Origin of the sequence: Streptomyces sp. NBC_00009 (assembly GCF_045040855.1) — a bacterium.
Classification (GTDB): Bacteria; Actinomycetota; Actinomycetes; order Streptomycetales; family Streptomycetaceae; genus Streptomyces; species Streptomyces aureus.
The window spans coordinates 237,834-262,337 of record NZ_CP108312.1 but is presented as its reverse complement, the minus strand read 5'-3'; the positions used below and the strand labels follow the sequence as shown (position 1 = coordinate 262,337).

22 protein-coding genes and 1 pseudogene are annotated in these 24,504 nt (G+C 70.8%); 7 read left to right on the top strand and 16 right to left on the bottom strand.

Annotation, left to right across the window (positions count from 1 at the left end):
• Positions 1-46 precede the first annotated feature (46 nt).
• The 4 genes from OHA58_RS01200 to OHA58_RS01185 all read left to right on the top strand — a co-directional run bounded on the left by OHA58_RS01200 (position 47) and on the right by OHA58_RS01185 (position 8,540).
• Positions 47-1,873: an endo-1,4-beta-xylanase gene (locus OHA58_RS01200; RefSeq protein ID WP_405475381.1), complete on the top strand. Its 1,827-nt coding sequence runs from the start codon at positions 47-49 to the stop codon at positions 1,871-1,873.
• A 144-nt stretch (positions 1,874-2,017) separates the two neighbouring features.
• Complete coding sequence (locus OHA58_RS01195) at positions 2,018-4,780, top strand: glycoside hydrolase family 48 protein (protein ID WP_405475379.1); 2,763 nt, start codon at positions 2,018-2,020, stop codon at positions 4,778-4,780.
• A complete protein-coding gene (locus OHA58_RS01190) occupies positions 4,777-6,312 on the top strand; it encodes a GH12 family glycosyl hydrolase domain-containing protein (protein ID WP_405475377.1) in 1,536 nt (511 codons plus the stop codon). The genes OHA58_RS01195 and OHA58_RS01190 overlap by 4 nt, the downstream gene beginning before the upstream one ends.
• A 101-nt stretch (positions 6,313-6,413) precedes the next feature.
• Positions 6,414-8,540, top strand: a complete 2,127-nt coding sequence (locus OHA58_RS01185) for a glycoside hydrolase family 6 protein (protein WP_405475375.1) — start codon at positions 6,414-6,416, stop codon at positions 8,538-8,540.
• A 100-nt stretch (positions 8,541-8,640) separates the two neighbouring features.
• Here the strand turns inward: OHA58_RS01185 and OHA58_RS01180 are convergent, their stop codons facing one another.
• Positions 8,641-8,928 carry a hypothetical protein gene (locus OHA58_RS01180; RefSeq protein WP_405475372.1) on the bottom strand — a complete coding sequence of 96 codons (288 nt, stop codon included), beginning with the start codon at positions 8,926-8,928 and terminating at the stop codon, positions 8,641-8,643.
• Between the two features lie 307 nt (positions 8,929-9,235).
• Between OHA58_RS01180 and OHA58_RS01175 the strand changes: the two genes are divergently transcribed.
• The gene (locus OHA58_RS01175) at positions 9,236-9,367 is read left to right on the top strand and encodes an alpha/beta fold hydrolase (protein WP_405475369.1); all 132 of its coding nucleotides are present in this window, start codon (positions 9,236-9,238) and stop codon (positions 9,365-9,367) included.
• A gap of 16 nt (positions 9,368-9,383) precedes the next feature.
• Entirely contained in the window at positions 9,384-9,620 is a 237-nt protein-coding gene (locus tag OHA58_RS01170) for a hypothetical protein (RefSeq protein ID WP_405475367.1), read from the top strand.
• 169 nt (positions 9,621-9,789) lie between these two features.
• Here the strand turns inward: OHA58_RS01170 and OHA58_RS01165 are convergent, their stop codons facing one another.
• The 9 genes from OHA58_RS01165 to OHA58_RS01125 are packed head-to-tail and all read right to left on the bottom strand — an operon-like array spanning position 9,790 to position 18,523.
• Positions 9,790-11,166 carry an FAD-binding oxidoreductase gene (locus OHA58_RS01165; protein WP_405475364.1) on the bottom strand — a complete coding sequence of 459 codons (1,377 nt, stop codon included), beginning with the start codon at positions 11,164-11,166 and terminating at the stop codon, positions 9,790-9,792.
• On the bottom strand, positions 11,163-12,269 hold the full coding sequence (locus tag OHA58_RS01160; protein WP_405475361.1) for an acyl-CoA dehydrogenase family protein: 1,107 nt from the start codon (positions 12,267-12,269) through the stop codon (positions 11,163-11,165). The genes OHA58_RS01165 and OHA58_RS01160 overlap by 4 nt, the downstream gene beginning before the upstream one ends.
• Positions 12,266-13,264: an ABC transporter substrate-binding protein gene (locus OHA58_RS01155; protein WP_405475358.1), complete on the bottom strand. Its 999-nt coding sequence runs from the start codon at positions 13,262-13,264 to the stop codon at positions 12,266-12,268. The genes OHA58_RS01160 and OHA58_RS01155 overlap by 4 nt, the downstream gene beginning before the upstream one ends.
• Before the next feature lie 10 nt (positions 13,265-13,274).
• Complete coding sequence (locus tag OHA58_RS01150; RefSeq protein ID WP_405475355.1) at positions 13,275-14,372, bottom strand: LLM class flavin-dependent oxidoreductase; 1,098 nt, start codon at positions 14,370-14,372, stop codon at positions 13,275-13,277.
• Between the two features lie 23 nt (positions 14,373-14,395).
• Positions 14,396-15,361 carry an ABC transporter substrate-binding protein gene (locus tag OHA58_RS01145; RefSeq protein ID WP_405475352.1) on the bottom strand — a complete coding sequence of 322 codons (966 nt, stop codon included), beginning with the start codon at positions 15,359-15,361 and terminating at the stop codon, positions 14,396-14,398.
• Positions 15,358-16,092 carry an ABC transporter ATP-binding protein gene (locus OHA58_RS01140; RefSeq protein ID WP_405475349.1) on the bottom strand — a complete coding sequence of 245 codons (735 nt, stop codon included), beginning with the start codon at positions 16,090-16,092 and terminating at the stop codon, positions 15,358-15,360. Before OHA58_RS01140 ends, OHA58_RS01145 begins: the two co-directional genes overlap by 4 nt.
• A 3-nt stretch (positions 16,093-16,095) precedes the next feature.
• Positions 16,096-16,986: an ABC transporter permease gene (locus OHA58_RS01135; RefSeq protein ID WP_405475347.1), complete on the bottom strand. Its 891-nt coding sequence runs from the start codon at positions 16,984-16,986 to the stop codon at positions 16,096-16,098.
• Positions 16,983-17,822, bottom strand: a complete 840-nt coding sequence (locus tag OHA58_RS01130; protein ID WP_405475345.1) for a sulfurtransferase — start codon at positions 17,820-17,822, stop codon at positions 16,983-16,985. The genes OHA58_RS01135 and OHA58_RS01130 overlap by 4 nt, the downstream gene beginning before the upstream one ends.
• Positions 17,819-18,523: an alpha/beta hydrolase gene (locus OHA58_RS01125; RefSeq protein WP_405475342.1), complete on the bottom strand. Its 705-nt coding sequence runs from the start codon at positions 18,521-18,523 to the stop codon at positions 17,819-17,821. The genes OHA58_RS01130 and OHA58_RS01125 overlap by 4 nt, the downstream gene beginning before the upstream one ends.
• 394 nt (positions 18,524-18,917) lie before the next feature.
• On the opposite strand from OHA58_RS01125, the gene OHA58_RS01120 reads away from it, so the two are divergent.
• On the top strand, positions 18,918-19,766 hold the full coding sequence (locus tag OHA58_RS01120; RefSeq protein WP_405475340.1) for a LysR family transcriptional regulator: 849 nt from the start codon (positions 18,918-18,920) through the stop codon (positions 19,764-19,766).
• A 22-nt stretch (positions 19,767-19,788) separates the two neighbouring features.
• On the opposite strand, the gene OHA58_RS01115 is transcribed toward OHA58_RS01120, so the two are convergent.
• From OHA58_RS01115 to OHA58_RS01090, 6 genes and pseudogenes are all read right to left on the bottom strand, one after another.
• Positions 19,789-20,148 (bottom strand): MarR family winged helix-turn-helix transcriptional regulator, encoded by a 360-nt coding sequence (locus tag OHA58_RS01115; RefSeq protein ID WP_405475338.1) that lies wholly within the window; start codon positions 20,146-20,148, stop codon positions 19,789-19,791.
• Between the two features lie 212 nt (positions 20,149-20,360).
• On the bottom strand, positions 20,361-21,095 hold the full coding sequence (locus OHA58_RS01110; RefSeq protein WP_405475335.1) for an NADPH-dependent F420 reductase: 735 nt from the start codon (positions 21,093-21,095) through the stop codon (positions 20,361-20,363).
• A 105-nt stretch (positions 21,096-21,200) separates the two neighbouring features.
• Positions 21,201-21,794 (bottom strand): TetR/AcrR family transcriptional regulator, encoded by a 594-nt coding sequence (locus OHA58_RS01105; protein WP_405475332.1) that lies wholly within the window; start codon positions 21,792-21,794, stop codon positions 21,201-21,203.
• A gap of 247 nt (positions 21,795-22,041) precedes the next feature.
• A pseudogene (locus OHA58_RS01100) lies at positions 22,042-22,880 on the bottom strand (helix-turn-helix transcriptional regulator).
• A gap of 481 nt (positions 22,881-23,361) precedes the next feature.
• Positions 23,362-24,111, bottom strand: coding sequence for an SDR family oxidoreductase (locus tag OHA58_RS01095; RefSeq protein WP_405475330.1), 750 nt, complete (start codon positions 24,109-24,111; stop codon positions 23,362-23,364).
• An 88-nt stretch (positions 24,112-24,199) separates the two neighbouring features.
• On the bottom strand, positions 24,200-24,349 hold the full coding sequence (locus tag OHA58_RS01090) for a hypothetical protein (RefSeq protein ID WP_405475327.1): 150 nt from the start codon (positions 24,347-24,349) through the stop codon (positions 24,200-24,202).
• Positions 24,350-24,504 lie beyond the last annotated feature (155 nt).

Genomic DNA, 24,504 nt, shown 5'->3' with positions numbered 1-24,504 from the left:
GTGACGCCCGAGCGTCCCCCTCCCGCATTCGGAGAGAGGAACCAGCATGACGCTGGCGCCCATACCCCCCGCCCGAAGACGGGCGTCTCGGAGCATCGCCGCCCTGATCGCCACCCTCGCCCTCGCGATGGCGGCGATGGGGGTCACGCCGTCGCCGGCGTCCGCGGCCGAGCCGCTGACGCTGCATCAACTCGCTGACGCCAAGGGCAAGTACTTCGGCTCGGCGACCGACAACGGGGAGCTGTCCGACGCCCCGTACACCCAGATCCTGGGTTCCCAGTTCGGGCCGATCACCCCCGGCAACTCCATGAAGTGGGACAGCACCGAGCGCACCCAGGGGCAGTTCAGCTTCGCGGGCGGCGACCAGGTCGTGAACTTCGCCCAGGCGCACGGCCAGAGCGTCCGCGGCCACACGCTGGTGTGGCACAACCAACTGCCCGACTGGGTGGGGCAGTTGCCCGTCGCGCAGGTGCGCCCCGCCATGGAGAACCACATCGCCAACGTGGCCGGTCACTACCGCGGCAAGGTGTTCGCCTGGGACGTCGTCAACGAGCCCTTCAACGAGGACGGCAGCTTCCGCACCTCGCCGTTCTACAACGCCATGGGCAAGGACTTCATCGCCTACGCCCTGCGCGCCGCCCGGGCCGCCGACCCCGACGCCAAGCTGTATATCAACGACTACAACGTCGAGGGGCTCGGCGCGAAGAGCGACGCCCTCTACGCACTGGCCCGCGATCTGAAGGCCGCCGGCGTGCCGCTCGACGGCGTCGGGCTGCAGGCGCATCTGGCGATCCAGTACGGCTTCCCGAACCAGATGCAGCAGAACATGCAGCGCTTCGCCGACCTCGGCCTCGACGTGGCCGTCACCGAACTCGACGTGCGGATGCAGCTGCCGAAGGACACGGCGAAGGAGGCCACCCAGGCCGACTACTACCGCCGGGTCACCGAGGCCTGCCTGGCCGTCAACCGGTGCGTCGGGATCACCGTCTGGGACTACACCGACAAGTACTCCTGGATCCCCGGCGTCTTCAACGGCGAGGGCTCGGCCCTCCCGTGGGACGGGAACCTGCAGCCCAAGCCCGTCGTCATGGACGCGATCCGCAAGGCCCTCGGCGAGACCGGCGCGGTCGACACCCAGGCCCCGAGCGTGCCCTCAGGGCTGCGGGTGACCGGCACGACCTCGGCCTCCGTCTCCCTGGCGTGGAACGCCGCCACCGACGACACCGGCGTCACCGGGTACGACGTCTTCCGCGACGGCACGAAGGTGGGGACGGCCTCCGGCACGTCCTTCACCGACAGCGGGCTCGCCGCTTCCACCGCGTACGCCTACACGGTGCGGGCCCGCGACGCCGCCGGGAACGTCTCGGCGCAGTCCGCTCCTGTGAATGCCACGACGCAGCCGGCGAGGACGGGCGGTGGCGCCCTGAAAGTGCAGTACAAGAACAACGACCAGTCCGCCGGTGACAACTCCATCAAGCCCGGGCTGCAGTTGGTCAACACCGGCGACTCGGCCGTCGATCTCTCCAAGGTGACCGTCCGCTACTACTTCAGCGGCGAGTCCGGCGCCTCGACGTACAGCACGTGGTGCGACTGGGCGGTGCTCGGCTGCGGGGCGCTCACGCACCGGGTAGTCGCGATGAGCGGCCCGGCGGCCGGCGCCGACCACTACCTGGAGGTGGGCTTCGCCGCCACGGCGGGCAGCCTCGCCCCCGGGGCCTCGAGCGGCGAGGCGCAACTGCGGTTCAACAAGAGCGACTGGTCGAACTTCAGCGAGGCCGACGACTACAGCCGCGGCACGAACACGTCCTTCGCGGACGCACCGAAGATCACCGTCCAGCTCGACGGTCAGACGGCTTACGGCACGGCCCCCTGAAGGACGGTCCGGGCGGCAGGCCCCGCCCGCCCGGACCGTGCACCTCCACCCCTCCCACCCGCACCCCCTCTTGGAGGACCTGTGTCCGCACACCCCGAACTGCCCGAAAGATCAGCATTACTCTCCCGGCGGTCCTTCGTCGGCGTGGCCGGCGGCGCCCTCGTCGCCCTCGGTGCCGGGCAGGCGCTCGCCCGGGCCGCCGAGGCCCCGGTCGGCTCCGCCGCACAGGCGGCCGCCGCCGCCAACGGCCCCTACACGGAAGCCTTCCTCACCCAGTACAACAAGATCAAGAACCCGGCCAGCGGCTACTTCAGCCCGGACGGCATCCCCTACCACTGCGCCGAGACCCTGATCGTCGAGGCCCCCGACCACGGCCACCAGACGACCTCGGAGGCGTTCAGCTTCTGGATCTGGCTGGAGGCGGCGTACGGCCGGGTCACCGGTGACTGGGCCCCGTTCAACAAGTCGTGGGAGGTCGCCGAGGCCTCGATCATCCCGCCGCACAACGACCAGCCCACGAACGACTCGTACACCTCCTCCAAGCCCGCCACTTACGCGCCCGAGCACCCGCAGGTCACCAGCTACCCGTCCCAGATGGACTCGTCCGTCTCCGTCGGCGCCGACCCCATCGCCACCGAACTCGCCTCCGCGTACGGGACGATGGACGTCTACGGCATGCACTGGCTGATGGACCTCGACAACGTCTACGGCTTCGGCAACAAGCCCGGCACCGGCGACGAGCTCGGCCCCGGCAAGATGGCGTCCTTCGTCAACAGCTACCAGCGCGGCGCGCAGGAGTCCGTCTGGGAGACCATTCCGCAGCCCAGCACCGACCTCTTCAAGTACGGCGGCCCCAACGGCTACCTCGACCTCTTCGTCAAGGACGCCTCGTACGCGAAGCAGTGGAAGTACACCAACGCCCCCGACGCCGACGCGCGCGCCGTGCAGGCCGCGTACTGGGCGCTGACGTGGGCGACGGCGCAGGGCAAGGCGAGCCAGGTCTCCGCCTCCGTGGCCAAGGCCGCGAAGATGGGCGACTACCTGCGCTACGCGATGTTCGACAAGTACTTCAAGAAAATCGGCAACTGCACCAGCCCCACCGGCTGCCAGCCCGCCTCCGGCCGCGACGCGCAGCACTACCTGCTGTCCTGGTACTACGCCTGGGGCGGTTCCGCCGGCACCGGGGGCGGCTGGGCCTGGCGCATCGGCGACGGCATCGCGCACCAGGGCTATCAGAACCCCCTCGCCGCCTGGGCGCTGTCCACCATCCCCGCCCTCACCCCCAAGTCGCCGACAGCGAAGGGCGATTGGCAGAAGTCGCTCACCCGGCAGCTGGAGTTCCTGCGCTGGCTGCAGTCCGCCGAGGGCGCGCTCGCCGGAGGCTGCTCCAACAGCTGGGACGGCCAGTACGGCACCCCGCCGGCCGGCACACCGACCTTCTACGGCATGGCGTACGACTGGCAGCCCGTCTACCACGACCCGCCGAGCAACAACTGGTTCGGCTTCCAGGTGTGGTGCATGGAGCGCGTCGCCCAGTACTACTACGTCACCAACAACGCGACCGCCAAGGCCGTCCTCGACAAGTGGGTGGCCTGGGCCTCCGAGCAGACCACCGTCGGTTCCGACGGCAGTTACCGCTTCCCCTCCACCCTGGGCTGGACCGGCGCACCCGACACCTGGAACTCCGCGAGCCCGGGCGCCAACACCGGCCTGCACGTGTCGGTCGTCGACTACAGCGACGACGTCGGCGTGGGCGCGGCGCTGGCCATGACGCTGATCTACTACTCCGCGAAGTCCGGGGACGCCGACGCCGCCGGACTCGCCAAGTCCCTGCTCGACGCCATGGCCGGGCACGCGGACACCAAGGGCATCGCCGTCCCCGAGACCCGCCGCGACTACGACCGCTTCGACGACCCGGTGTACTTCCCGGCGGGCTGGTCCGGCACCTCCCCGCAGGGCGTGAAGCTGGGTACCGGAACGACCTTCATCGGGATGCGGCCGTGGCTCAAGCAGGAGCCGGGCTGGTCGAAGGTGCAGACGTACCTCGACGGCGGCGCCCCGCCGGTCTTCACCTACCACCGCTTCTGGGCGCAGGCCGCGCTGGCGCTCTCCTTCGCCTCGTACGCCGAGCTCCTCGGTGACGAGGGCGGACCCGGCGGCGGCAGCGACACCACCGCGCCGACCGTCCCGACCGGCCTGACGGTGACGGCGACGACCGCTACCAGCGTGTCGCTGAGCTGGACGGCGTCCACCGACGACACGGGCGTGGCGGCATACGACGTCTACCGCGACGGCACCCCGGTCGGCACCCCGACCGCGACGACCTACACCGACACCGGGCTCTCCGCCGCCACCGCCTACCACTACCGGGTCGCCGCCCGCGACGCGGCGGGCAACGCCTCCGCACTGTCCGCCGAGGTCACCGGCACCACCAAGGCGGGCGGCGGCACGGGCGGGGCCAAGGTCCAGTACAAGAGCACCGACTCCAACGCCACCGACAACGCCATCCGTATGTCCCTGAAGGTCGGCAACACCGGCGGCGGCGCGCTCAGCCTGTCCACGGTGACCGTGCGCTACTACTTCACCGGAGACGGCGGCCCGTCCACGTACAGCACCTGGTGCGACTGGGCGATGCTCGGGGCCGCCAACATCACCCACCGGGTGGTCGCCTTGAGCAGCCCGAAGACCGGCGCGGACCACTACCTGGAGGTCGGCTTCAGCGCCGGCGCGGGCAGCGTCGCCGCGGGCGGCGACTCCGGCGAGATACAGCTGCGCGTGCACAAGAGCGACTGGTCGAACTTCAACGAGGCCGACGACTACAGCCGCGGTACGAATACGTCCTTCGCGGACGCCTCCAAGATCACCGCGTATGTCGGCGGCGAGCTCGTCTGGGGGACGGCGCCGTGACAGGACGACACCTGCGCGGCGCCGTCGCCGCCACCGCCGCGGGCATCCTGCTCGCCGGGCTCGCGCTGTTCACCGGCGCGGGCCCGGCGGCGGCCGCGTCGGTCACCGACTGCACCCAGTGGGGCACCACCGAGATGCAGGGCGGCGCGTACACGTACCAGCAGAACGAGTGGAACTCCTCGGCCCGCCAGTGCGTCAGCGTGGACACCGCGACCGGCGCCTGGAAGGTGACCGAGGCGATCTTCTCCCTGACCACGGCGGGACCGCCCGCCACCTACCCGTCCAGCTACAAGGGCTGCCACTGGGGCGCGTGCACCACGAACAGCGGCCTGCCGATCCGGGTGAGCGAGCTGGGCAGCGCCCGGTCGACGTTCGACACCGCGCAGGTCGCCTCCGGCGTCTGGGACGCCGCATACGACCTTTGGTTCAACTCCACGCCCACCACCGACGACCAGCCGGACGGCACCGAGTTGATGATCTGGATCAACCACCGCGGCGGCGTCCAGCCCATCGGCTCCCGCACGGCCACGGTCACCCTGGACGGCCGGACCTGGGACGTGTGGACCGGACCCGGCGCCTCCGGGTGGAAGGTCGTCTCGTACGTGCTGCAGGGCGGCGCCACCGCGGTGACCGACCTCGACGTGAAGCGCCTCGTCGACGATGCCACCGCACGCGGCCAGATCAACCCCGCGCACTACTTGATCGACGCCGAGGCCGGCTTCGAGATCTGGCAGGGCGGCCAGGGGCTGGGGGTGAACTCCTTCTCGTTCGACGCCAGTAAGGACCAGGGAGGCGGCGGGGACACCACGCCGCCGACCGCGCCCCGCAACCTGCGGTCCACCGGATCGAGTTCGTCGTCCGCCTCGCTGGCCTGGGATCCCGCCACGGACGACGTCGGCGTCACGGCGTACGACATCTACCGCGGCAGCACGCGCGTCGGCTCCACCGGCGGCACGACGTACACCGACACGGGGCTGACGCCGTCCACCGCGTACAGCTACACCGTGCGCGCCCTGGACGCGGCCGGGAACGCCTCGTCGCCCGCCGGTCCGGTGAGCGTCACCACCGCGCCGGGCGGGGGGACGGGCACCGGCAACCTGAAGGTGCAGTACAAGACGAGCGATACGAGTCTGACGGACAACGCCATCTGGATGAACCTGCAGTTGGTGAACACCGGGTCCAGTGCGCAGAGTCTGAAGGATGTCGAGATCCGCTACTGGTTCGACGACTCTGCTTCCTCGTACACGACGTGGTGTGACTGGGCGCAGATCGGTTGCTCGAATCTGACCCATTCGGTGTCGACGAACGGCACGACGACCGGGGCCAATCGCTACCTGAAGGTCAATGTCACCGGTGGCTCGCTGGCCGCGGGCGCTTCGACAGGTGACATCCAGTTGCGGTTGCACCGGGCCGACTGGTCGAACTTCAACGAGGCCGACGACTACAGCCACGGGACCGCGAGCTCGTACACGGACGCACCGAAGATCGGCGTCTACTCCGGCGGCCAACTCCTGTGGGGCACCGCGCCCTGATCCACCCCCCAGACACCCGGTGGCGGGAATCCTTCCCGCTGCCTCCCGCCACCGGGCCGTACCTCCGCACACCCCTATTCGAGAGGAGCACCAGAGCCGCGATGAACACCACCACGCACCTCAGACGCAGGAGCCGCTTCAGGAGGCTCGCGGCGCTGCTGCCGGCGCTCGCCATGGGCGCCGCGCTCAGCGTCGCACTGCCGGCCGCGCCCGCCTCGGCGGCCGCGGCGGCCCGCGTCGACAACCCCTACGTGGGCGCCAAGCCGTACGTCAACCCCGACTGGTCCGCCAAGGCGAAGGCCGAGCCCGGCGGCTCCGTCATCGCCGACGAGCCCAGCTTCGTGTGGATGGACCGGATCGCCGCGATCACCGGCACCTCCAACGGCCGCGGCCTGCGCGCCCACCTCGACACCGCGCTGACCCAGGGCGCCACGCTCTTCCAGGTCGTCATCTACGACCTGCCGGGCCGCGACTGCTCGGCGCTCGCTTCCAACGGCGAGCTGAAGGCGGAGGAACTCAGCCGCTACAAGTCGGAGTACATCGACCCGATCGCGGCGATCCTCGCCGACCCGAAGTACGCCGCCATGCGGATCTCCGCGCTGATCGAGCCGGACTCGCTGCCCAACATGGTCACCAACGCGGGCAGCGCGGCCGGCGCCACGGACGCCTGCCGGCACGTGAAGGAGCTGGGGTCGTACGAGCACGGCGTGGGCTACGCGCTGAACAAGCTCGGCGACATCCCCAACGTCTACAACTACATCGACGCGGGCCACCACGGCTGGCTCGGCTGGGACACGAACTTCGACCCGGCCGTCGACGAGTTCAAGATCGCCGCCACCACCGAGGGCGCGACGGTCGACGACGTCGCCGGCTTCATCGTCAACACCGCCAACTACGGTGCGCTGCACGAGCCGAACTTCAAGGTCACCGACTCGGTGAACGGCACCACCGTGCGCCAGTCCAAGTGGGTCGACTGGAACTACTACGTCGACGAGCTGGGCTTCGCCCAGGCGCTGCGTGAGCGCCTGGTCAGCCGCGGCGGCTTCAACTCCGGCCTCGGCATGCTCATCGACACCGCCCGCAACGGCTGGGGCGGTACCGCACGGCCCATCGGACCCGGCCCGCAGACCTCCGTCGACGCCTACGTCGACGGCGGCCGCATCGACCGTCGCATCCACACCGGCAACTGGTGCAACCAGCAGGGCGCCGGAGTCGGCGAACGCCCGCAGACCGCGCCCGAGCCGGGCATCGACGCGTACGTGTGGGCCAAGCCCCCGGGCGAGTCGGACGGCAACAGCGAGCCCATCGACAACGACGAGGGCAAGGGCTTCGACCGGATGTGCGACCCGACGTACGGGGGCAACGCACGCAACGGCAACAACCCGACGGGCGCCATGGCCAACGCCCCGCTGGCCGGCCGCTGGTTCTCCGCACAGTTCCAGATGCTGCTGACCAACGCCTACCCGCCGCTGAACGGCGGCGGCGACCCGGGCACCGACACCGAGGCGCCGAGCGTCCCGGCGGGGCTGAAGACGACGGGCGCCACCTCGTCGTCGGTGTCGCTGTCCTGGACCGCCTCGACGGACAACGTGGGCGTCGCGTCGTACGACGTGTACCGCAACGGGACCATCGTCGGCTCCACCGGCGGCACGACGTACACCGACAGCGGTCTGACCGCCTCCACCACCTACCAGTACAAGGTGCGGGCGCGGGACGCCGCCGGGAACGCCTCGGCCCAGTCCGCCCAGGTCGCCGGCACGACGACTTCGGGCGGTGGGACTGGTACCGGCAACCTGAAGGTGCAGTACAAGACGAGCGATACGAGTCTGACGGACAACGCCATCGGGATGAACCTGCAGTTGGTCAATACTGGGAGCAGTGCGCAGAGTTTGAAGGATGTCGAGATCCGCTACTGGTTCGACGACTCGGCTTCCTCGTACACGACGTGGTGTGACTGGGCGCAGATCGGCTGCTCGAACCTCACCCACTCGGTGTCGACGAACGGCACGACGACCGGGGCCAGTCGCTACCTGAAGGTCAATGTCACCGGCGGCACGCTCGCCGCGGGTGCCTCGACGGGTGACATCCAGTTGCGGTTGCACCGGGCCGACTGGTCGAACTTCAACGAGGCCGACGACTACAGCCACGGGACCGCGAGCTCGTACACGGACGCACCGAAGATCGGCGTCTACTCCGGCGGCCAGCTCGTGTGGGGCACCGCCCCGTAACCCGCAAGGCCTGACTCACGTACGGCGCGACGCGCCCCCGGGGTCTTTCGCTCCGGGGGCGAGTGCCACAACTCGCGTTCAGCCGGTGCTCAACTGGCGCTCAGGGAAAGTAGCCGTCTTCGACTGAGCGTAGGCGATCTGCGGGTCGGACGCTCCCGAGGCCATGGCGCCGTGTAGGCCCCATGACTCTGCGCAGCAGGGTCATCCGCCCTGTGTGGAAGACCAGTTGGTCAGTCAGCCGGGCGCCGGCCCGTCCGGCGAGCGCGAGCCCGAGATGCTCCAGGACGTGGTTGAGCCGGTTGGTGAACTGCGCGTAGGGCTTGGCCAACGTGCGGCGCGGGCAGTCGGCCGTACCGGAGACGAGACGCCAGACCGTCAGGTGGATCATGACGCTCTGCCCTCAGGGCGGGAGATCCCTCAGTCTGCGCTGGTAGGAGTCGTGCACCCGGACCGAGCAGCGACAGCGGTCAGGACATGCCGCACCGCCCGGCCTTTCGCCACCACGTCGACCACGAGAGTGTCCCAGAACGATGCGTCCGCCAGCATGACCAGCACCGTCGCCGGCTTTGGCTGACTGCGGTGGGGACAACCACAGATCTGACGGGGCGTCATTCGTGGCTGTCGGACGGTGAGGCTTACGTGGCGTCGCACGAACCCGAGACCCCGGTTCTCGTGGCGTGCACGTGGTGCGGAAGATGGCCGATGCCATCGAGGGCAGCACCTTCCGCGTGCTCCAGCACACCGCCCACCTCGCCGCGCGTGAGAACCCCGAGGCCGTCAACGCCGAAATCGACGCGTTCCTCGCCGCCCTGCCCATCGCGGCCTGATCAGGAGACCACCACCATGACAGACAGCGCACACGCGACTGCCGTACCCGACTGGGTCCTGAAGTTCATGGAAGCCATCGACACCCTGAACTTCGATGAGGGCTTCGCGCCACTGACCGAGGACACCGACATGCACTTCGGCACCGCACACATTCACGGTGTCGAGGCCATCAAGGCGTTCTTCGTCAAGATCGACGCACCGTTGAACATCACCCATAAGGTCCTGGGAGGGATCTATGCAGGCGAACCATGAATCCCGCTGCTCAGGTGGCTGCGCACGCCGCCCTGGGTCGACTTGGACGCCAAGCGATCCGGCACCGCGCACCGGCAAGGGGAGCGGCCGGGCCCGGGGAAGGGTGCGGGGCTGCCGCTTCCGCACCGGGTTACACGCGCGCCGAGGCCTGATCCGCGCCCCGCGCTTGTCACAGGCTCTTGCCGGGGTTGAGGATCCCCCTCGGGTCGAACACCTCCTTGAGCCTGCGCTGCAGCGCGTGGGCGGCAGGTCCGAGCTCCTCCGCGACCCACTGCCGCTTGAGCACACCCACCCCGTGCTCCCCGGTCAGGGTGCCCCCGAGCCGCAGCGCCAGCGCGAAGATCTCGCCGGCCGCCTCCCATGCGGTGTCCGGCAGCCGGTCCAGGGACGGGTCCGCCACGATGATCGGGTGCAGGTTGCCGTCCGCCGCGTGCGCAAGGGTGTACACGGGCACGTCGTGGCGGGCGGAAATGGCCCGTATCTCGCGTACCGCCTGAGCCAGCCGGGAGCGCGGGACGGCGATGTCCTCGATGAGCGGGCGGCCCAGCCGCTCCAGCGCGGGCAGAGCCAGCCGGCGGGCGGCCAGCAGCGCCTCGGCCTCGGCGGGATCCTGAGTCGTCTCAACCGTGGTGGCCAGAGGCGCGAGCAGCCGGGCGACCGCCGTCGTCTCGGCCGCCGCGCCCGCGCCGTCGCACTGCACCACCAGCAGCGCCGCGCCCCGCTCCCGCAGCGCCGGATCGATGGCGTGCAGCACGGGACCGTCCACGAGTTCGGCCAGCGCGGGCTCGACTCCGGCTCGGCTGATCGCGTACGAGGCCTCGGCGGCCGCCTCGAAGGAGGCGAAGTACGCGGCGAGCGTGGCTGTCGCCACCGGAATCGGCCGCAGCCGCAGCGTCGCCGAGGTGATCACCGCGAGGGTGCCCTCCGAGCCGGTGAGCAGCGCGGTCAGGTCGTAGCCGGTGACGCCCTTGACCGTACGGCGGCCCGTGCGCACCACCGTCCCGTCGGCGAGCACCGCCTCCAGTCCCATCACACTGTCCCGGGTCACCCCGTACTTGGCGCACCGCAGGCCGCCCGCGTTGGTCGCGATGTTCCCGCCGATGGTGGACAGGGCCGCGCTCGCGGGGTCCGGCGCGTACCGCAGCCCGTGTGCGCCCGCCGCCCGGTCCAGGTCGGCGGTGATCACGCCGGGTTCGACGACGGCGAGCTGGTCGTCGGCGGAGAGTTCGAGAATGCGGTCCATCCCGGACAGGTCCAGGACCAGGCAGCCGTCGTGCGCGGTCGCCCCGCCCGACAGCCCGGTGCCCGCCCCGCGCGGCACCACCGGCACCCGCAGCGCGTGGGCGTGCCGCAGGGTAACGGTCACGTCCTCGGTCCGCCGGGCGCGCACCAGCGCCAGCGGTTCCCCGGCGGGCCTGGTGCCGGAACGGTCGGTGGCGTGCGCGGCGAGCACCGCGGGGTCGGTGGTCAGGCGGTCGGGCGGCAGATCCCGGGCGAGCAGGCCGAGGAGCCGGGCGGAGGTGGTCGTTTCGGGTGCTGCGGTCACGGGTTCAGTGCCTTCGTTCCGATGGCGAGCAGGGAGATGTCCTCCTGGGGCGCGTGCACGGGTGCGCACTGGATGTCCCGGAAGTGCCGCTCCAAGGGGTTGCCGCGGGCCAGCGCCGGGTTGCCGAGCAGCCGTACGGCCGACTCCACGGCCCGCACCCCGTGCCGGTCGGCCAGCACCCGTGCCCCCAGAGCCTGTTCGGGGGAGTACGAGGTGTCGCCGGCGTCGAGTTTCGCGGCACCGTCGAACACCAGCTGCTCGGCGGCGGCGAGCAGTACCTCGATCTCGCCGGCCGTGCGCCGGAAGCGCTCGGTACGGGCCACCGGGTGACCCAGGTTGGCGGGCACGCGCGTGCGGGCGAAGTGGTGGAAGAACTCCTGGGCGGCGCGGGCGACACCCAGATAGAGGGCGGCGAGCGGGAGATGCAGGGCGGCACCCGCCCGGTTGTCCTGTTCGGCGGCCGGTCCGTGCGGGCCGATCCCGATCACGTGCTCGTACGGGACCTCCACCTCGCGGAAGGTCACGTCATGACTGCCGCTGGCGCGCAGCCCCAACTGGTCCCAGCGGCCGGTGATCTCGATGCCGGGCAGGTCGCCGGGCACCAGGAACGTGCCCACGCGCGGCTCCGGTTCGTCGGTGCTCGCCCACACCAGGAACCAGTCCAGCCCCTCGGCGCCCGTCACGAACCGCTTGGTGCCGCTGACGGCCCAGCCGTCCGCCGTCCGCCGCGCGCGCGTGGCGGGCAGCCCGCCACGCGCCGGAGAACCCAGCTCGGGCTCCACCCGCGCGTGGTTGATCAGCACGGGACGCGTGAACGACTCCTTGACCACCCGCCCGTACAACTCGTCGGGCCAGTGCGGCCGGTCGGCCTGCCGGGCGTGCGTGGCCAGCGTCATCGCAGTGATCAGGGCGACGGACGGGTCGAGCCGGCCCAGGGAGTGGAGGATGCGGGCGGTCTCCTCGATGCCCTCGCCCCGGCCGCTGTACCGCTCGCCGATCGTCGCGGTGAGCAGGCCCGCCTGGTGGGCGATCCGGAGGGACTCGGCGGGGAAGGCGGCCGACCGGTCGTACTCGGCGGCCAGTTCGGCGATGCGCTCGGTCACAGGGCCTTCCTCAGGTCGGCGTTCAGTGCGGTGGACCAGAACGACTTCACGTCCAAGTGGCCTTTGAGTGCCCCGAGTTGGGTGAAGGCGTCGGCGACCTTCTGCTGCGAGGCGACGGCGTCGTCGTCGACCGTCCGGGCCTGCGTCGGGCGCTGTGTCTGGGCGTCGGCGAGGTCCTTCCGTGCCTGGGCCAGGGGTTGGTGGGTGGCGTCCGCGGTGATCTTGGCAAAGCCGTCCTCGTGCCCGTCGCGGACGTACGCGTACGCCTTGGTGATCCGTGCGATCAGATCGGCCGCGGCCGCCTTCCGCGCCGGGCTCTCCAGGACGCTGTCCCGCGCCGACCAGAGGAAGTTGCCGGACAGGATGTCCCGGCCCGAGCCGACCGTGGTGGCGCCCTGCTGGTGGGCGGTGATGATCGAGGTGCCGTAGGAGGCGAGGGCGTCGATGCTGCCGCCGTTGAGAGCGGCCAGGCCGTCGTTGGGCAGCAGCGGCTTGGCGTCGATGTCGGACCACTTCAGGCCCGCCTGCTTCAGCAGCTCGTACAGGAAGTAGTGGGCGGTGGTGTTCTGGACGTAGCCGACCTTCCTGCCCTTCAGGCCGGCGATGCCGGTCACCTTCGAGCCCTTGGGGATGACGACCTCCTGGTTGCGGGTTGCCCCGCGCTGCACGGCGACCACCTTGAAGTTGGGCTCGCCGTCGGCGGCGGCGAAGACCGGCGGGATCTCGCTGGAGGAGGCGAGGTCCAGCGCCCCGGCCCGGACGGCCTGGAGCTGCTGGTCACCGCCCTGGAACTGGCTCCACTTCACCCGGTACGGGGTGTCGTCGAGACCGGCGTACTTCAGCACGGCCTCCTCGACCTTCCAGCCGGTGGCGCCGACCCGGAGGGTGACGGAGGACGGGGACTCGGCCTGGGCCTCGCTCCCGCAGGCCGCCGCGAAGGGCAGCAGCAGGACGAGGGCGGCGGCGGACGTGCGCAGGGTGCGGCGGAACAACACGGGCTCTCCATCAGGCAGCTTGGGTGGTGGCGCGGTGGGCGAGTTCCTGACGCACCAGCGGCAGGACGTGACGGGCGTAGTCGATGGCGTCGTTGAGCGGGTCGTAGCCACGGATCGACAGCAGATCGCAGCCGATGTCGACGTAGTCGAGCAGCGCCTTGGCGACCGTCTCCGCCGAGCCGACCAGCGCGGTGGAGGCGCCGGCCGCGTTGGTGGCGACCGCCGGGGCGGTCCACAGGCAGCGGTCGTGGACCTCGCCGCGCTCGGCGATGTCGAGCAGCCGCTGCGAACCGACGTTGGCCGGGCGGCCGTCGGTGCGGTAGTGGCGCAGCAGCTCGGTGTTGCGGGCCTGGTCCTTGAGCACCCCCAGCGTGCGGTGCGCCTTCTCCCAGGCCAGCTCGTCGGTGGGTGCGATGATCGGGCGGAACGACACCCAGATACGGGGACGGGGGCGCCCGGCGGCGTCCGCGACCGCGTTCACCGCGGCGATCTGCTCCGCCGTCTCCTTCAGCGGCTCCCCCCACAGCCCGAAGACGTCGCCCTGCTGCCCGCCGACCCGGTAGGCGTCCGGGGAGGACCCGCCCACCGAGATCGGGACCAGCCCGTTCACCGGCTTCACGTCCGAGTGGTAGCCCTCGAACCTGAAGTGCCTGCCTTCGTGCGAGACGGCCCCGTCGGCCTGCCACACCTTCCGCAGGATCTGGATGTATTCGTCCGAACGCTCGTACCGTTCGGCCTTGTCGAGGTAGTCGCCTTCCCGGCGCTGCTCCTCGTCGCTGCCGCCGGAGATGATGTGCACCGTGAGGCGGCCGCCGCTGATCTGGTCCAGCGTGGCGAGCGCCCGGGCCGCGTGCGTCGGGAAGATCACGCCCGGCCGGTGCGCCAGGATCGGGCGGATCCGCTCGGTGTGGGTGGCGACGAACTGTGCGATCTGGAAGGCGTCCGGGGACGCCGAGTGGTAGGCGACCAGGGTGTGGTCGAAACCGCCGTCGTCCAGCGCGCGGGCGTACTTGCGCAGATGGCCGACGTCGAGCCCGGTACGGCTCGCGGCGGCCGGACCCGAGGCCCCGGCGTCGGTGTGGACGGCACTGATGAACTCGACAGGCATGAGCAACTCCCTACTGATGACGGCTACTTGAGAAGGGACGTGTCGGCCGACCCGGCCACGTCGACGTTCGGCTCCAGCACACCGATCCCGTTCATGAGGTCGGCCACTCCCTGCACGGTCGCGTTCACGTCCGAGGTGACGGGCAGGACCTTGCTGTACGCGGCGGAGGCAAGCGTTTTCGCCACGGAGGCGTCGGCGCCGTTGCGCTTCTCGATGGCCTGGGCGTAGGCGTCCCGATGGGTGCTGGTCCATTCCAGGGCCGTACCGAGCCGCTTGAGGAAGTCGGTGAGCGCGGCCTTCTTCGACGGGTCGGCGAGGGCCTGGTCGGAGGCGCCGACGAAGCCGTAACCGCTGACCCGGCCGTCGGCACCGTCCACGAGCAGCTTGCCGCCCTGCTCCAGGCCGACGGCCTGGTAGACGCCGAAGGTCGCCCAGGCCTTGATCTTCCCGGAGGCGAAGGCGGCCTGCGCGTCGGTCGGCAGCAGGTACTGCACCTTCACGTCCGAGTAGCTGAGCCCGTTCTGCTTGAGCACATTGGCCAGCAGATACTCGGCGATGCTGCCCTTCGCCGAGGACACCACGACCTTCTGGCCCTTGAGGTCCTTGACGCTGTCGATGCCGGAGTCCTTGCCGACGACGATGCCGACATGCCGGCCGTCGTTCTTCAGCGCGGCCACGTTCTTGAACTTCACCCCACCGCTGAGCGCCTGGAGGGCGGGGAGATCCGCGGAGTACGTCGTGTCGGCGGCGCCCGCCTGCACGGCCTGGTAGAGCGGGGCGGCGCCCTCGAACTCGGCCCACTTCACCTTGTACTTGGCGCCCTTGAGGGCATCGGAGGCGGCGACGATGGTCTGGAGGGTCTTGGCCTGGTCGCCGATGACGAGGGTGCCGTCCTTCGACGAGGCGTCCGCCGAGGAGTCCGCGCCGCAGGCGGTCAGCGCCAGCAGGGCGGAGAAGCTCAGTGCGGCGGCTGCGATTCTGCGGATCACGACGGGGTTCCTTCCAACGTACGGGTCACGCCGAGCCAGTTCAGGAGGCGGGCGCGCAGGGTGACGAACTCGGGGGCGGTCAGGTCGCGGGGGCGGGGTAGGTCGACGGTGAGTTCGTGGGCGACGCGGCCCTCGTCCATCACCAGCACCCGGTCGGCGAGCAGCAGTGCCTCCTCCACGTCATGGGTGACCAGGAGGATGGCGCAGCCATGGCGCTGCCACAGCTCGGCCACCAGCTGCTGCACCCGGCCCCGGGTGAGCGCGTCCAGCGCGCCGAACGGCTCGTCCAGCAGCAGCAGTTCGGGTTCGCGCACCAGGGCACGGGCCAGCGAGACCCGCTGGGCCTGGCCGCCGGAGAGCGTCTTGGGCCAGACGGTGGCCCGTTCCGCAATGCCGACCTCGTCCAGCGCCTTCGCCGCGAGCGTCCGGTCGGGTCGGCCGGGCAGTCCGAGGACGACGTTGCGCCACACCTTCAGCCAGGGCAGCAGCCGCGGCGACTGGAACGCGGCACTGCGTCGGGCGGGCACGGTGACCTCGCCGCCGATCTCCTCGTCCAGCCCGGCGAGGATCCGCAGCAGCGTCGACTTGCCGCAGCCGCTGTGCCCCAGCAGGGCGACGAACTCGCCCTCCCGGATGTCGAGATCGAGCTCGTACAGGACGGTGTTGCCATCGAAGGCCCGCGAAAGACCCCTGATCTCCACGCTGTTGGGGCTATTGGGACTGTTGGGCATCTCTTACGCCTCGCCCTCGAAGTTGGCGCGCCAGGTCAGCAGCCGGCGCGAAAGGATCCGTACGGCGAAGTCGCAGGCCAGCCCGAGCAGCGCGTACACGACGAGGCACAGCACGATGACGTCCGTACGGAAGTACTGCTGGGCGTTACTCATCAGATAGCCGAGGCCCGCGTCCGCGTTGATCTGCTCGGCGAAGACCAGCGCCAGCCAGGCGGTGGACAGCGCGTAGCGCAGACCCACGAGGGCTCCGGGCAGCGCGCTCGGCAGGATCACGTACCTGATCAGTCCGAGCCTTCCGAGGCCCATCATCCGGGAGGCCTCGACGAGTTGGGAGTCGGTGGAGCGGATGCCGCCGTAGATGTTGAAGTACAGCGGATAGGTGACACCGAGGGCGACCAGCGCGATCTTCGGGGTCTCCTCGATGCCGAACCAGACGATGAACAGCGGGATCAGACCCACCCAGGGGATCGCCCGGAACATGCCCATCGAGGAGTCGATGACGTCCTCACCGAGCCGGAACAGCCCCGCCAGCAGGGACAGGCTCAGCGCGACGGAGGCTCCGATCAGGAAGCCGACGGCGGCCCGGCCGCCCGACGCGGCGATGGCGTCGGGCAGCTCGCCGCTCTTCGTGAGCTCCACGGCCTGGCGGACGACGTCCACGGGGGAGGCCAGCACGGATTCCGGGAGGACACCGGTGGCCGAGGTGAGGAACCACAGCAGGACCAGGCCCACGGGTCCCGCGGTACGGCGTACGGAACGGGGGAGGGTGAGGCGGCGTGCGGTCCTCGCGGTGCCGCGGATGGTGACGCGGGCGGGCGGCGGGGCTTTGTCTGTAGAAGACTGGGGTGCCGCCTGCTGCGGCAGCACCGCCGGGTCCAGGGGTTTCGTCGTCATGGGTGGATTCCCTTCACGGCCGGGCGGGTGGGATCGGCGGACCAGGCGGACCAGGAGCCGGGGAAGAGCGCGGCCTCGAAGCCGGCGATCTCCAGCGCGGCGATCTGGTGGGCGGCGGTGACGCCGGAGCCGCAGTACACGCCGATGCGCGCGGCCTGGGCGGCTCCCTTCTCCTCGAACCGCTTGCGCAGCTCCTCGGCCGGCAGGAACGTCCCGTCCGGCGCGAGGTTCTCCCCGGTGGGGGCGCTCACCGCGCCCGGGATGTGTCCCGCCCGTGGATCGACCGGCTCCACCTCACCCCGGTAGCGCTCGGCGGCCCGCGCGTCCAACAGCAGCCCGGACCCGGCGAGTTCGGCGGCGCCGTCGGCGTCGGTCACCGGCAGTCCGCCCGAGCCCAGTACGACGTCGCCGGGCGGGGGAGTGGCCGGGATCCCGGACTCCAGCGGCAGCCCGGCCGACCGCCAGGCGTCCAGCGCCCCGTCGAGGAGCGTCACCCGGGTCAGGCCCGCGTGGCGCAGCAGCCACCAGGCGCGGGCGGCGGCGGTGTTGCCCAAGTCGTCGTGAACGACCACCTGTTGTCCCCGCCGGATACCCCACCGGCGTGCCATGTCCTGCAACTCCGCGAGGCCGGGCAGCGGATGCCGGCCGCCCTCCGGACTCGGGGGTGCGGCGAGTTCCGTGTCCAGGTCGACGTAGACCGCGCCCGGGATGTGGCCCTCGGCGTAGTGGTCGCGGCCGTGCGGATCGCCGAGCGCCCACCGCGCGTCGAGCACGACCGGCGGTGCGCCGGACGCGAGGAGGTCGCGCAGTTCGGAGACGGTCGTCGTCACGGTCATGCGAGGCCCTCCGCGATCGCGGGCAGTTCGGAGGACAGGCGCAGCCGCTCCAGGAACAGCACGACGGTCGCGGCGGCTGTGCGGTGCAGGGCGTCGTTGAGGATGTCGTGCCGACCGCTGTTGAAGGTCACCGTCCGTACGGCGGGGTGGCCCGCGTACGCGCTCAGCGCCTGAGCGACCGGGCTGATCGCGTCGTCCTTGCCGTGCAGGGCCAGGACGGGAACGCGCACCCGGTCGAGGCGGAGGTCGGGCAGGCCGGAGGTGTCGCCGAGGGTGCCGCGCCGGAAATCCGGGTCGTTCGTCAGTCGGCTCTGGTGGGTGGGGCAGGCGGTGCGGGCCTCGACCTCGGCCTCCCAACTCCCGGAGGCCCAGGGAGCGGTGGGCAGACCGGCCAGGACCAGGGCGGCGACGGCCGCGGGCTGCTCGGCGGCGAGACGGGCGGCGTACAGGGCGCCGGTGTCCGAGCCGACCAGCACCTTTGGGCCGGGCAGCGACTCGTCGGCGAGGAGCTTGGCCGCCTGGTCCGGCACGGTCGGATCGGTGGTCGCGTCACCGAGGGCACGGACGCGGTAGGCGTCGAAGGCGAGCCGGCGGCCGAACCGCTCGTACACACCACCGTGTTCGCCCCGCCCGGCCAGCACGATCAGCGTGCCGCGGGCGGCGAGGCCTTCGGGTTCGTCCCACGAGAAGGATGAGGACATGAGGGGGCAACTCCCGTTTCGGGGCAGGGACATCCATGTGGAATACGGATACGTTAAGGAAAGCGGATATACGGGTGCATGAAGGGACGTGCGGACTGACGCAAGGGCAGCGGAGAGCGACTGCCACGTGTCAGTGAGAAGGAGACGCGATCGGCTCGGAGCGGGGAGCCGGAGCGCGGAAAGGGGCCGGAGTCCGGCGGAGGGTCAGCGACAGAGCGCGCTGCACGCCACGCCGAAGTCGATGACTCGGCGCTGCGTCAGAAGGGCAGCGGAAGCGGTCGCGTGCAACATGCGCCCATCATGACCGGCCGTGACGGTTCGCGTCCAACGACGATTCCGCATCAAAATCGATCAGGAATCGCGATCGGTCGATCCGAACGGTTACTGTCGCGGCATGTCCCGACCCGTCCTCGACATCGTGGCCCTGCGCAGCCTGACCGCGATCGCGGACTGCGGCGGCTTCCACCGCGCCGCGCAGACGCTGGCCCTGAGCCAGTCCGCGGTCAGCCAACACGTCCGCAAACTGGAGAAGGCGCTCGGACGGCCCGTCGTCGAGCGAGAGGGACGCGGCACCCGGTTCACGCCGGAGGGGCGGCTGCTTCTGGAGCAGGCCCGTCGGATCCTCGCCGTGCACGACGAGGCCGTACGCAGCCTGTTCGACGCGGACGGCGACACGGTCACCGTCGGCTCCACCGAGCACGCCGCGGACCAGTTCCTGCCCCGGCTCACCGCCGCCGTCCAGGCCGTGCGGCCCGGCTGTCGGGTCCGCTTCCGCATCGACCGCTCCGCCCGGCTCGTCGAGGCCGTGGAACGCGGCAGCGTCGATGTCGCGGTGTACGTCACGGAGGCCGCCGCCACCGAGGGCACACCCGTCGGGGGCCTCCCGCTCACCTGGCACACGGTCCCCGGCTGGGAACAGCCGCCCGCACCGGCCCCGGTCCCGCTGGTGGCCATCGAGGACCCCTGCGCGATCCGCCGCCGGGCCATCGCGACCCTGGCCGCGCACGGCGTGCCCGCCACGGTCGTCGGCGACGCCGGGTATCTCGCGGGCGTGCTCGACATCGCCCGCACGGGCCAGGGCGTGGCCCTGCTCGCCGCCGTGGGCCCGGCCCCGGACGGCCTGACCCCGTACACGGGCCTGCCCGCGGTCACCCCCATAGCGATGAGCGCACTCGCCCGCCCCGGCGCGGACCCGGCGACGGTCGAGGCCGCGTTCACCGCAGTACGCGAACTGCTGCGCTGAGGCCGGCCGGGCAGGCGGTCGGTCAGCCCACGGTTAGCCCAGCATCCGGGCCAGCACGTCCCGTTTGCAGCGGCCGTACCTCCGTGACCAGGTCACGCCCCTTACGGGTCAGGCGGACCGACACGCCCCGGCGGTCCTCCGCGCCGACGGAGCGCTCCACCAGGCCCTCCTTCTCCAGCCTGCCGATCACCCGGGACGGCGCGCTCTGGCTGAGATGCACCCGTCCGACGAGGTCCAGCACCCGGCACTGGTCGCCCTCCTCGGGCGACGCGGCGGCCGACATGTCGAGCACCTCGAAGTCGCTCGCGCCCAGTCCGTGCGGGTGCAGCACATGGTCGATCTCGCACATCGTGCGCGCGTGCACGGACAGGATGTCCCGCACTGTTCCTCGAGCCGGCTGTCGGCCGCGTTCACTGCCATACACCCGAAGTTAATGCGCATGCATCGACATCGGAGGAGGGGCGGACGTGCGGGTGAAGGTCCGCACGCCAGCCCTGACCTGCCGCGAGGCGTTGCCGCTGCCGCTGCCGAGCGAGCTCGCCGAAGCGGCATGCGATGCGCGGCATGCGGTGCACGAGAGCCGCGTCGGGTGTCTCAGCGGTGGGCGGCGCGGTTCATCTCGACGACGTCGTCGACGGTGGGGTTGGCCGGGAGGGCGGCGAAGCGTTCCGGGAGGCTGTCGCGGATGGCCGCGTCCTTGGCGCGGTCGGCTGCGGCCAGGGCTGTCGGCAGCTCGTCGAGGGTCAGTTCGGTGCAGTAGGCGGGGCCGTTGGGCTGCTGGCGCCAGGAGTCGGCCAGTATGCCGGCGTCGTAGGGGTCGAAGCCGGTGTCGTCCACCAGGCTCATGGCCACCTTCCGCGCCTGCTCGGAGTCGGCGGCGACGGGGATGGCAATGCGGCCGGGCTTTCCGGCCGGCAGGCCCCGGGTGCGCTGGGTCTCGGCCAGGGCGGCGTTCCACGCCTTGACCACGGGGCGCCCCAGCTGCTCGGCGTTCCACACGCTCTCGACCTGGCCGTTGTCCACGGCCTCGATGTGCCCGCTGAGGTGCGGATAGTAGTTCGAGGTGTCGATGATCACCGTCTCGGCGGGGACCGAGGCGAACAGGCCGGCCAGCTTCCCCGCCACCCCGAAGGGGATGGCCAGGACGATGACGTCCCGGCCCTGGACGGCGTCGGCAAGGTCCGCCGCGCGGGCCCCGGACTCCAGCACCTCGGCCCGGACGGCCTCGGGGCCGCGGGCGTCGGCCACCTGGACGTCGTGGCCCGCCGCGCTGAGCTTGGCAGCGAGGTTCCCGCCGATGGCACCGGCGCCTATGACAGTAATTTTCATGATTTGTCCCTTGAATGGTTGTGCCGCCCCTGAGGGCAGCGCGATGTGATGGCCGTGTGGTGGTGCCGCCTGGCGTTGCGGGGGCGGGGCTGGGTAACTGGCGGTTTACGCCTGGGTGTCCCGCTCGCGGTAGCCGCTGGCGATGAGCGTGCGGAGCCGGTCGAGCGACTCCTCCTCGGTACCGGTGCCCTTGATCCAGGCAACGGAACAGGCCGCGAGGAACAGGTCGTGCCCCCGCACCGACGCGCGCACGCGCCCCGCGAGCTGCGCGGCTCGCACGTACTGATCGGTGGCGGCGATGAGGATGTCGCAGGGAATCGTGAGCGGGTTGTCCGGCTCCTGCGCCCGGGCCGCGGCCATGAGCGGGTCCGGCAGCCCGCTGAAGGCGCTGAAGTACTCCTCCATCGCCCGCAGCCACTGTTCCAGCGCCTCGGCCGGGTCGCCGAGCTGATCGATGTCCGCCTGGCGGGCCACCAGTTCTTCGGAGCGCGTCTGCAGCACAGCCGCCAGCAGTGCTTCACGAGTGGGGAAGTGCCGGTACAGGGTGGCGGGCCCGACTCCCGCCTCCTTGGCCACCGCCTCGAGGGAGGTGCCGACCCCGTGCTGCAGGAAGTGACGCTGCGCGGTCTCCAGCAGGGCCACGCGGTTGCGCTGGACGTCCGCGCGGGGCTTGCGTCCCCGCAGTTCACCGGCGCTCATGCACCCTCCTGCCTGCCATGATCGTGCGGCCGCATCAAAACGGATGCTGCCTCCGTACGCATTCGAGAGTAAAACGGAGGGGGCATCCGGTCAAACGGGCGGCCCGACCACGGTGCCCGGACAGAGCAGGGGGCCGACATGTCTGGCCGCAGAGCGCAGGGCACAAGCCGTGCGGGCTGCACCATTCCAGGCTGCCCTTGTCCGGCCCCTCCCGCGCCGAGCCTGGCCCGCCCCCCGGGCCAGGACATCAGGGGGTGACCTGCTGGTGCCCGATGACGGAGAGCAGTTCCAGCTTGCTGTGGCTCTCCGTGCCGGGGCGAGTGGTCAGGACCACCAGAGTCTGGGCGCGGTTCTCGGTGAACAGGACCTGGGCGTCGACGTCGATGCGGCCGAGTTCGGGATGGAGGATGGTCTTGCAGTCGTCGTAGCGTCGGGCTACCTCCTGAAGTTCCCACATGCGGACGAACTCAGGGCTGTGCTCCTGGAGTTCGGCGAGGATCCGGGCGGCTCGTGGGGTGTCGCTGCCGGCTGTGAGCGCGGCCCGCAGGCGTGCTGCCTGGGCGCGGCCGTGGCGCTCGCGGCTCTCCTCCGGAACCATCCGACGTTCGGCCGGATCCATGAACCAGCGGTAGTAGGCGCTGCGGGCCAGGCCGGTGTGGCGGGTCTGGTCGCCGAGCAGCGCGACGGCCAAGGGGTTCATCGCGAGGGTGTCGACCAGATCGGTCTGCACCAGGGCCGCGAGTCGTCCAGGCGGTCCAGGACCCGCATCAGCGTCGGGCTGACGTGCTCGGAGCGGTGGAAGCGGGCCGGGGCGTTGTGGCCGATGAGCACGAAGAGATGGTCGCGTTCGTCCAGGGTCAGCCGCAGCGCCCTGGCGAGAGCTTCGGTGATCTGGACGGAGGGCTGCGGAGCACGCTGCTGTTCCAGCCGGGCGTAGTAGTCGGTGGACATGCCGGCGAGCTGCGCGACCTCCTCGCGGCGCAGCCCTTGCGTACGCCGGCGTGGCCCCTCGACCAGCCTGACGTCGCGGGGCCGCAGCGCCTCACGCCGGTGGCGCAGGAATTCCGCCAGTTCCTTTTTGTCCATGCCCCCATCCTCGCCGCGTCCCGCCCGGCTATCCAGAGACCGCCGATCCATGGCTGAGTCCTCCTCTCCCACCTCCGCGAAGCCGCCCGTACGGCCGACGCCGAGAGCGCTCCCGGCGCGACGATCCGGTGTTCACTTGACCTGCATGAACCGCTGGGCAATTCGCCGACTGTCGCCGGTGCGCCGCAGGCCGTCGGCAGGGAAGACGGCCTGCGACGACGGTTCGTCGACGACGCCCGACGCTTGGGACCTGCCCCGGGCCTCGTCACCCCGGCCCACCCGACACGACGGTGTTCGTCGTGTGACGGGCGCTCGCGTGTCTCTCGCTCCGGTCCGACGACCGAGGTGCAGCCGCAGACGCTTCCTTACCGTTCCGCGTCCTCGGTGAGGACCACCCCGAGGCGGTCCTCGCGTTCGCCCATGATGCGACTCCACAGTGCCCGCCCGCGTGCTCTTGTTCCGCGTCGGTGCCTATAGGTCGTCAGCTGCCGCTGATCATGGCGAGGACGTTGTCGTAGGAGCCGTTGGCCTCTGCGTCGCGGATGAACCTAGCGCGCTCGACGACAAGCTCTTTCGCGTCGGGCTGCTCGCGCAGCAGGTCGAGGGTCTCGGTGAGGAAGTCGTCCAACGGCATGGATTGGTCGCTGTCCTGCTGGCCCAGCAGGGTCGTGCGCACGCCCGGCGGGACCACCTCTATCACCTGGACACCGGCGTCAGCGCCGGCGAGCTGGATGCGCAGGCTCTCGGAGAAGGAGTGCAGCGCGGCCTTGGTCGCGCTGTAGGTCGGGGTGCTCTGGTACGGGACGAATGCCAGCGCGGAGGTGACGTTCATGACGACCGCGTCGTCCTTGCCCACCAGCAGCGGCAGGAAGGCGTACGTCATCCGGATCGTGCCGAGCAGGTTGACCGTGACGTGATCCTCGGCGATCGGGAGTTCGGCCGGGTCGAGGAGGTTCTCCAGCAGCATGATGCCGGCGTTGTTGACCAGGACGTTCAGCCCCGGGTGGCTCGCCGCCACTGTCTCACGGGCCCGGGCGATCGAGTCGGGGTCCGCCACATCGAGGACGAGCGCATCGATGCCCGGGTGCTCGGCCGTGATGTCGTCGAGGAGTTCCTTGCGCCGGCCGGCGACGATCACCTTGTTGCCGGCCTCGTGCAGACGCAGGGCCAGACCGAGGCCGATGCCCGAGGTTCCGCCGGTGATCAGGATCGTGTTGCCGGTCATCTTCATGGGGGTCTTGCTCCTTCGGTACGGCGGGCCGGTGAGCGCCCGGTGCCTCGACCGTAGGGGCGCCCGCGCAGGGGCGGGAGAGGAAGGTTTATCCATGGATCGGCGGTCTCTGACTCGTGAAGCGGCCCCGCGCAGCGGATCCGGTGTCGTGGGCGGCGATGGTGACGTCGATGCCGAGGCGGTCGGCGTCGGATGAGAAGACGTCGAGGGTGGTGACCGAGCCGCCCAGCCCCTCCATGGTGGCTGTCAGCTGGGATACCGCGTTGCCTGCCGCGGGACTTCGATCCGGATGGTCACCGAGTAGGAGACGCTGGGCGTGCTCACGGAAGGGTCCTCATCTGTCCTGGTGCACGGCGGCCTGGAGGATGCCGCCGGCGGGTGATGTATATGCCG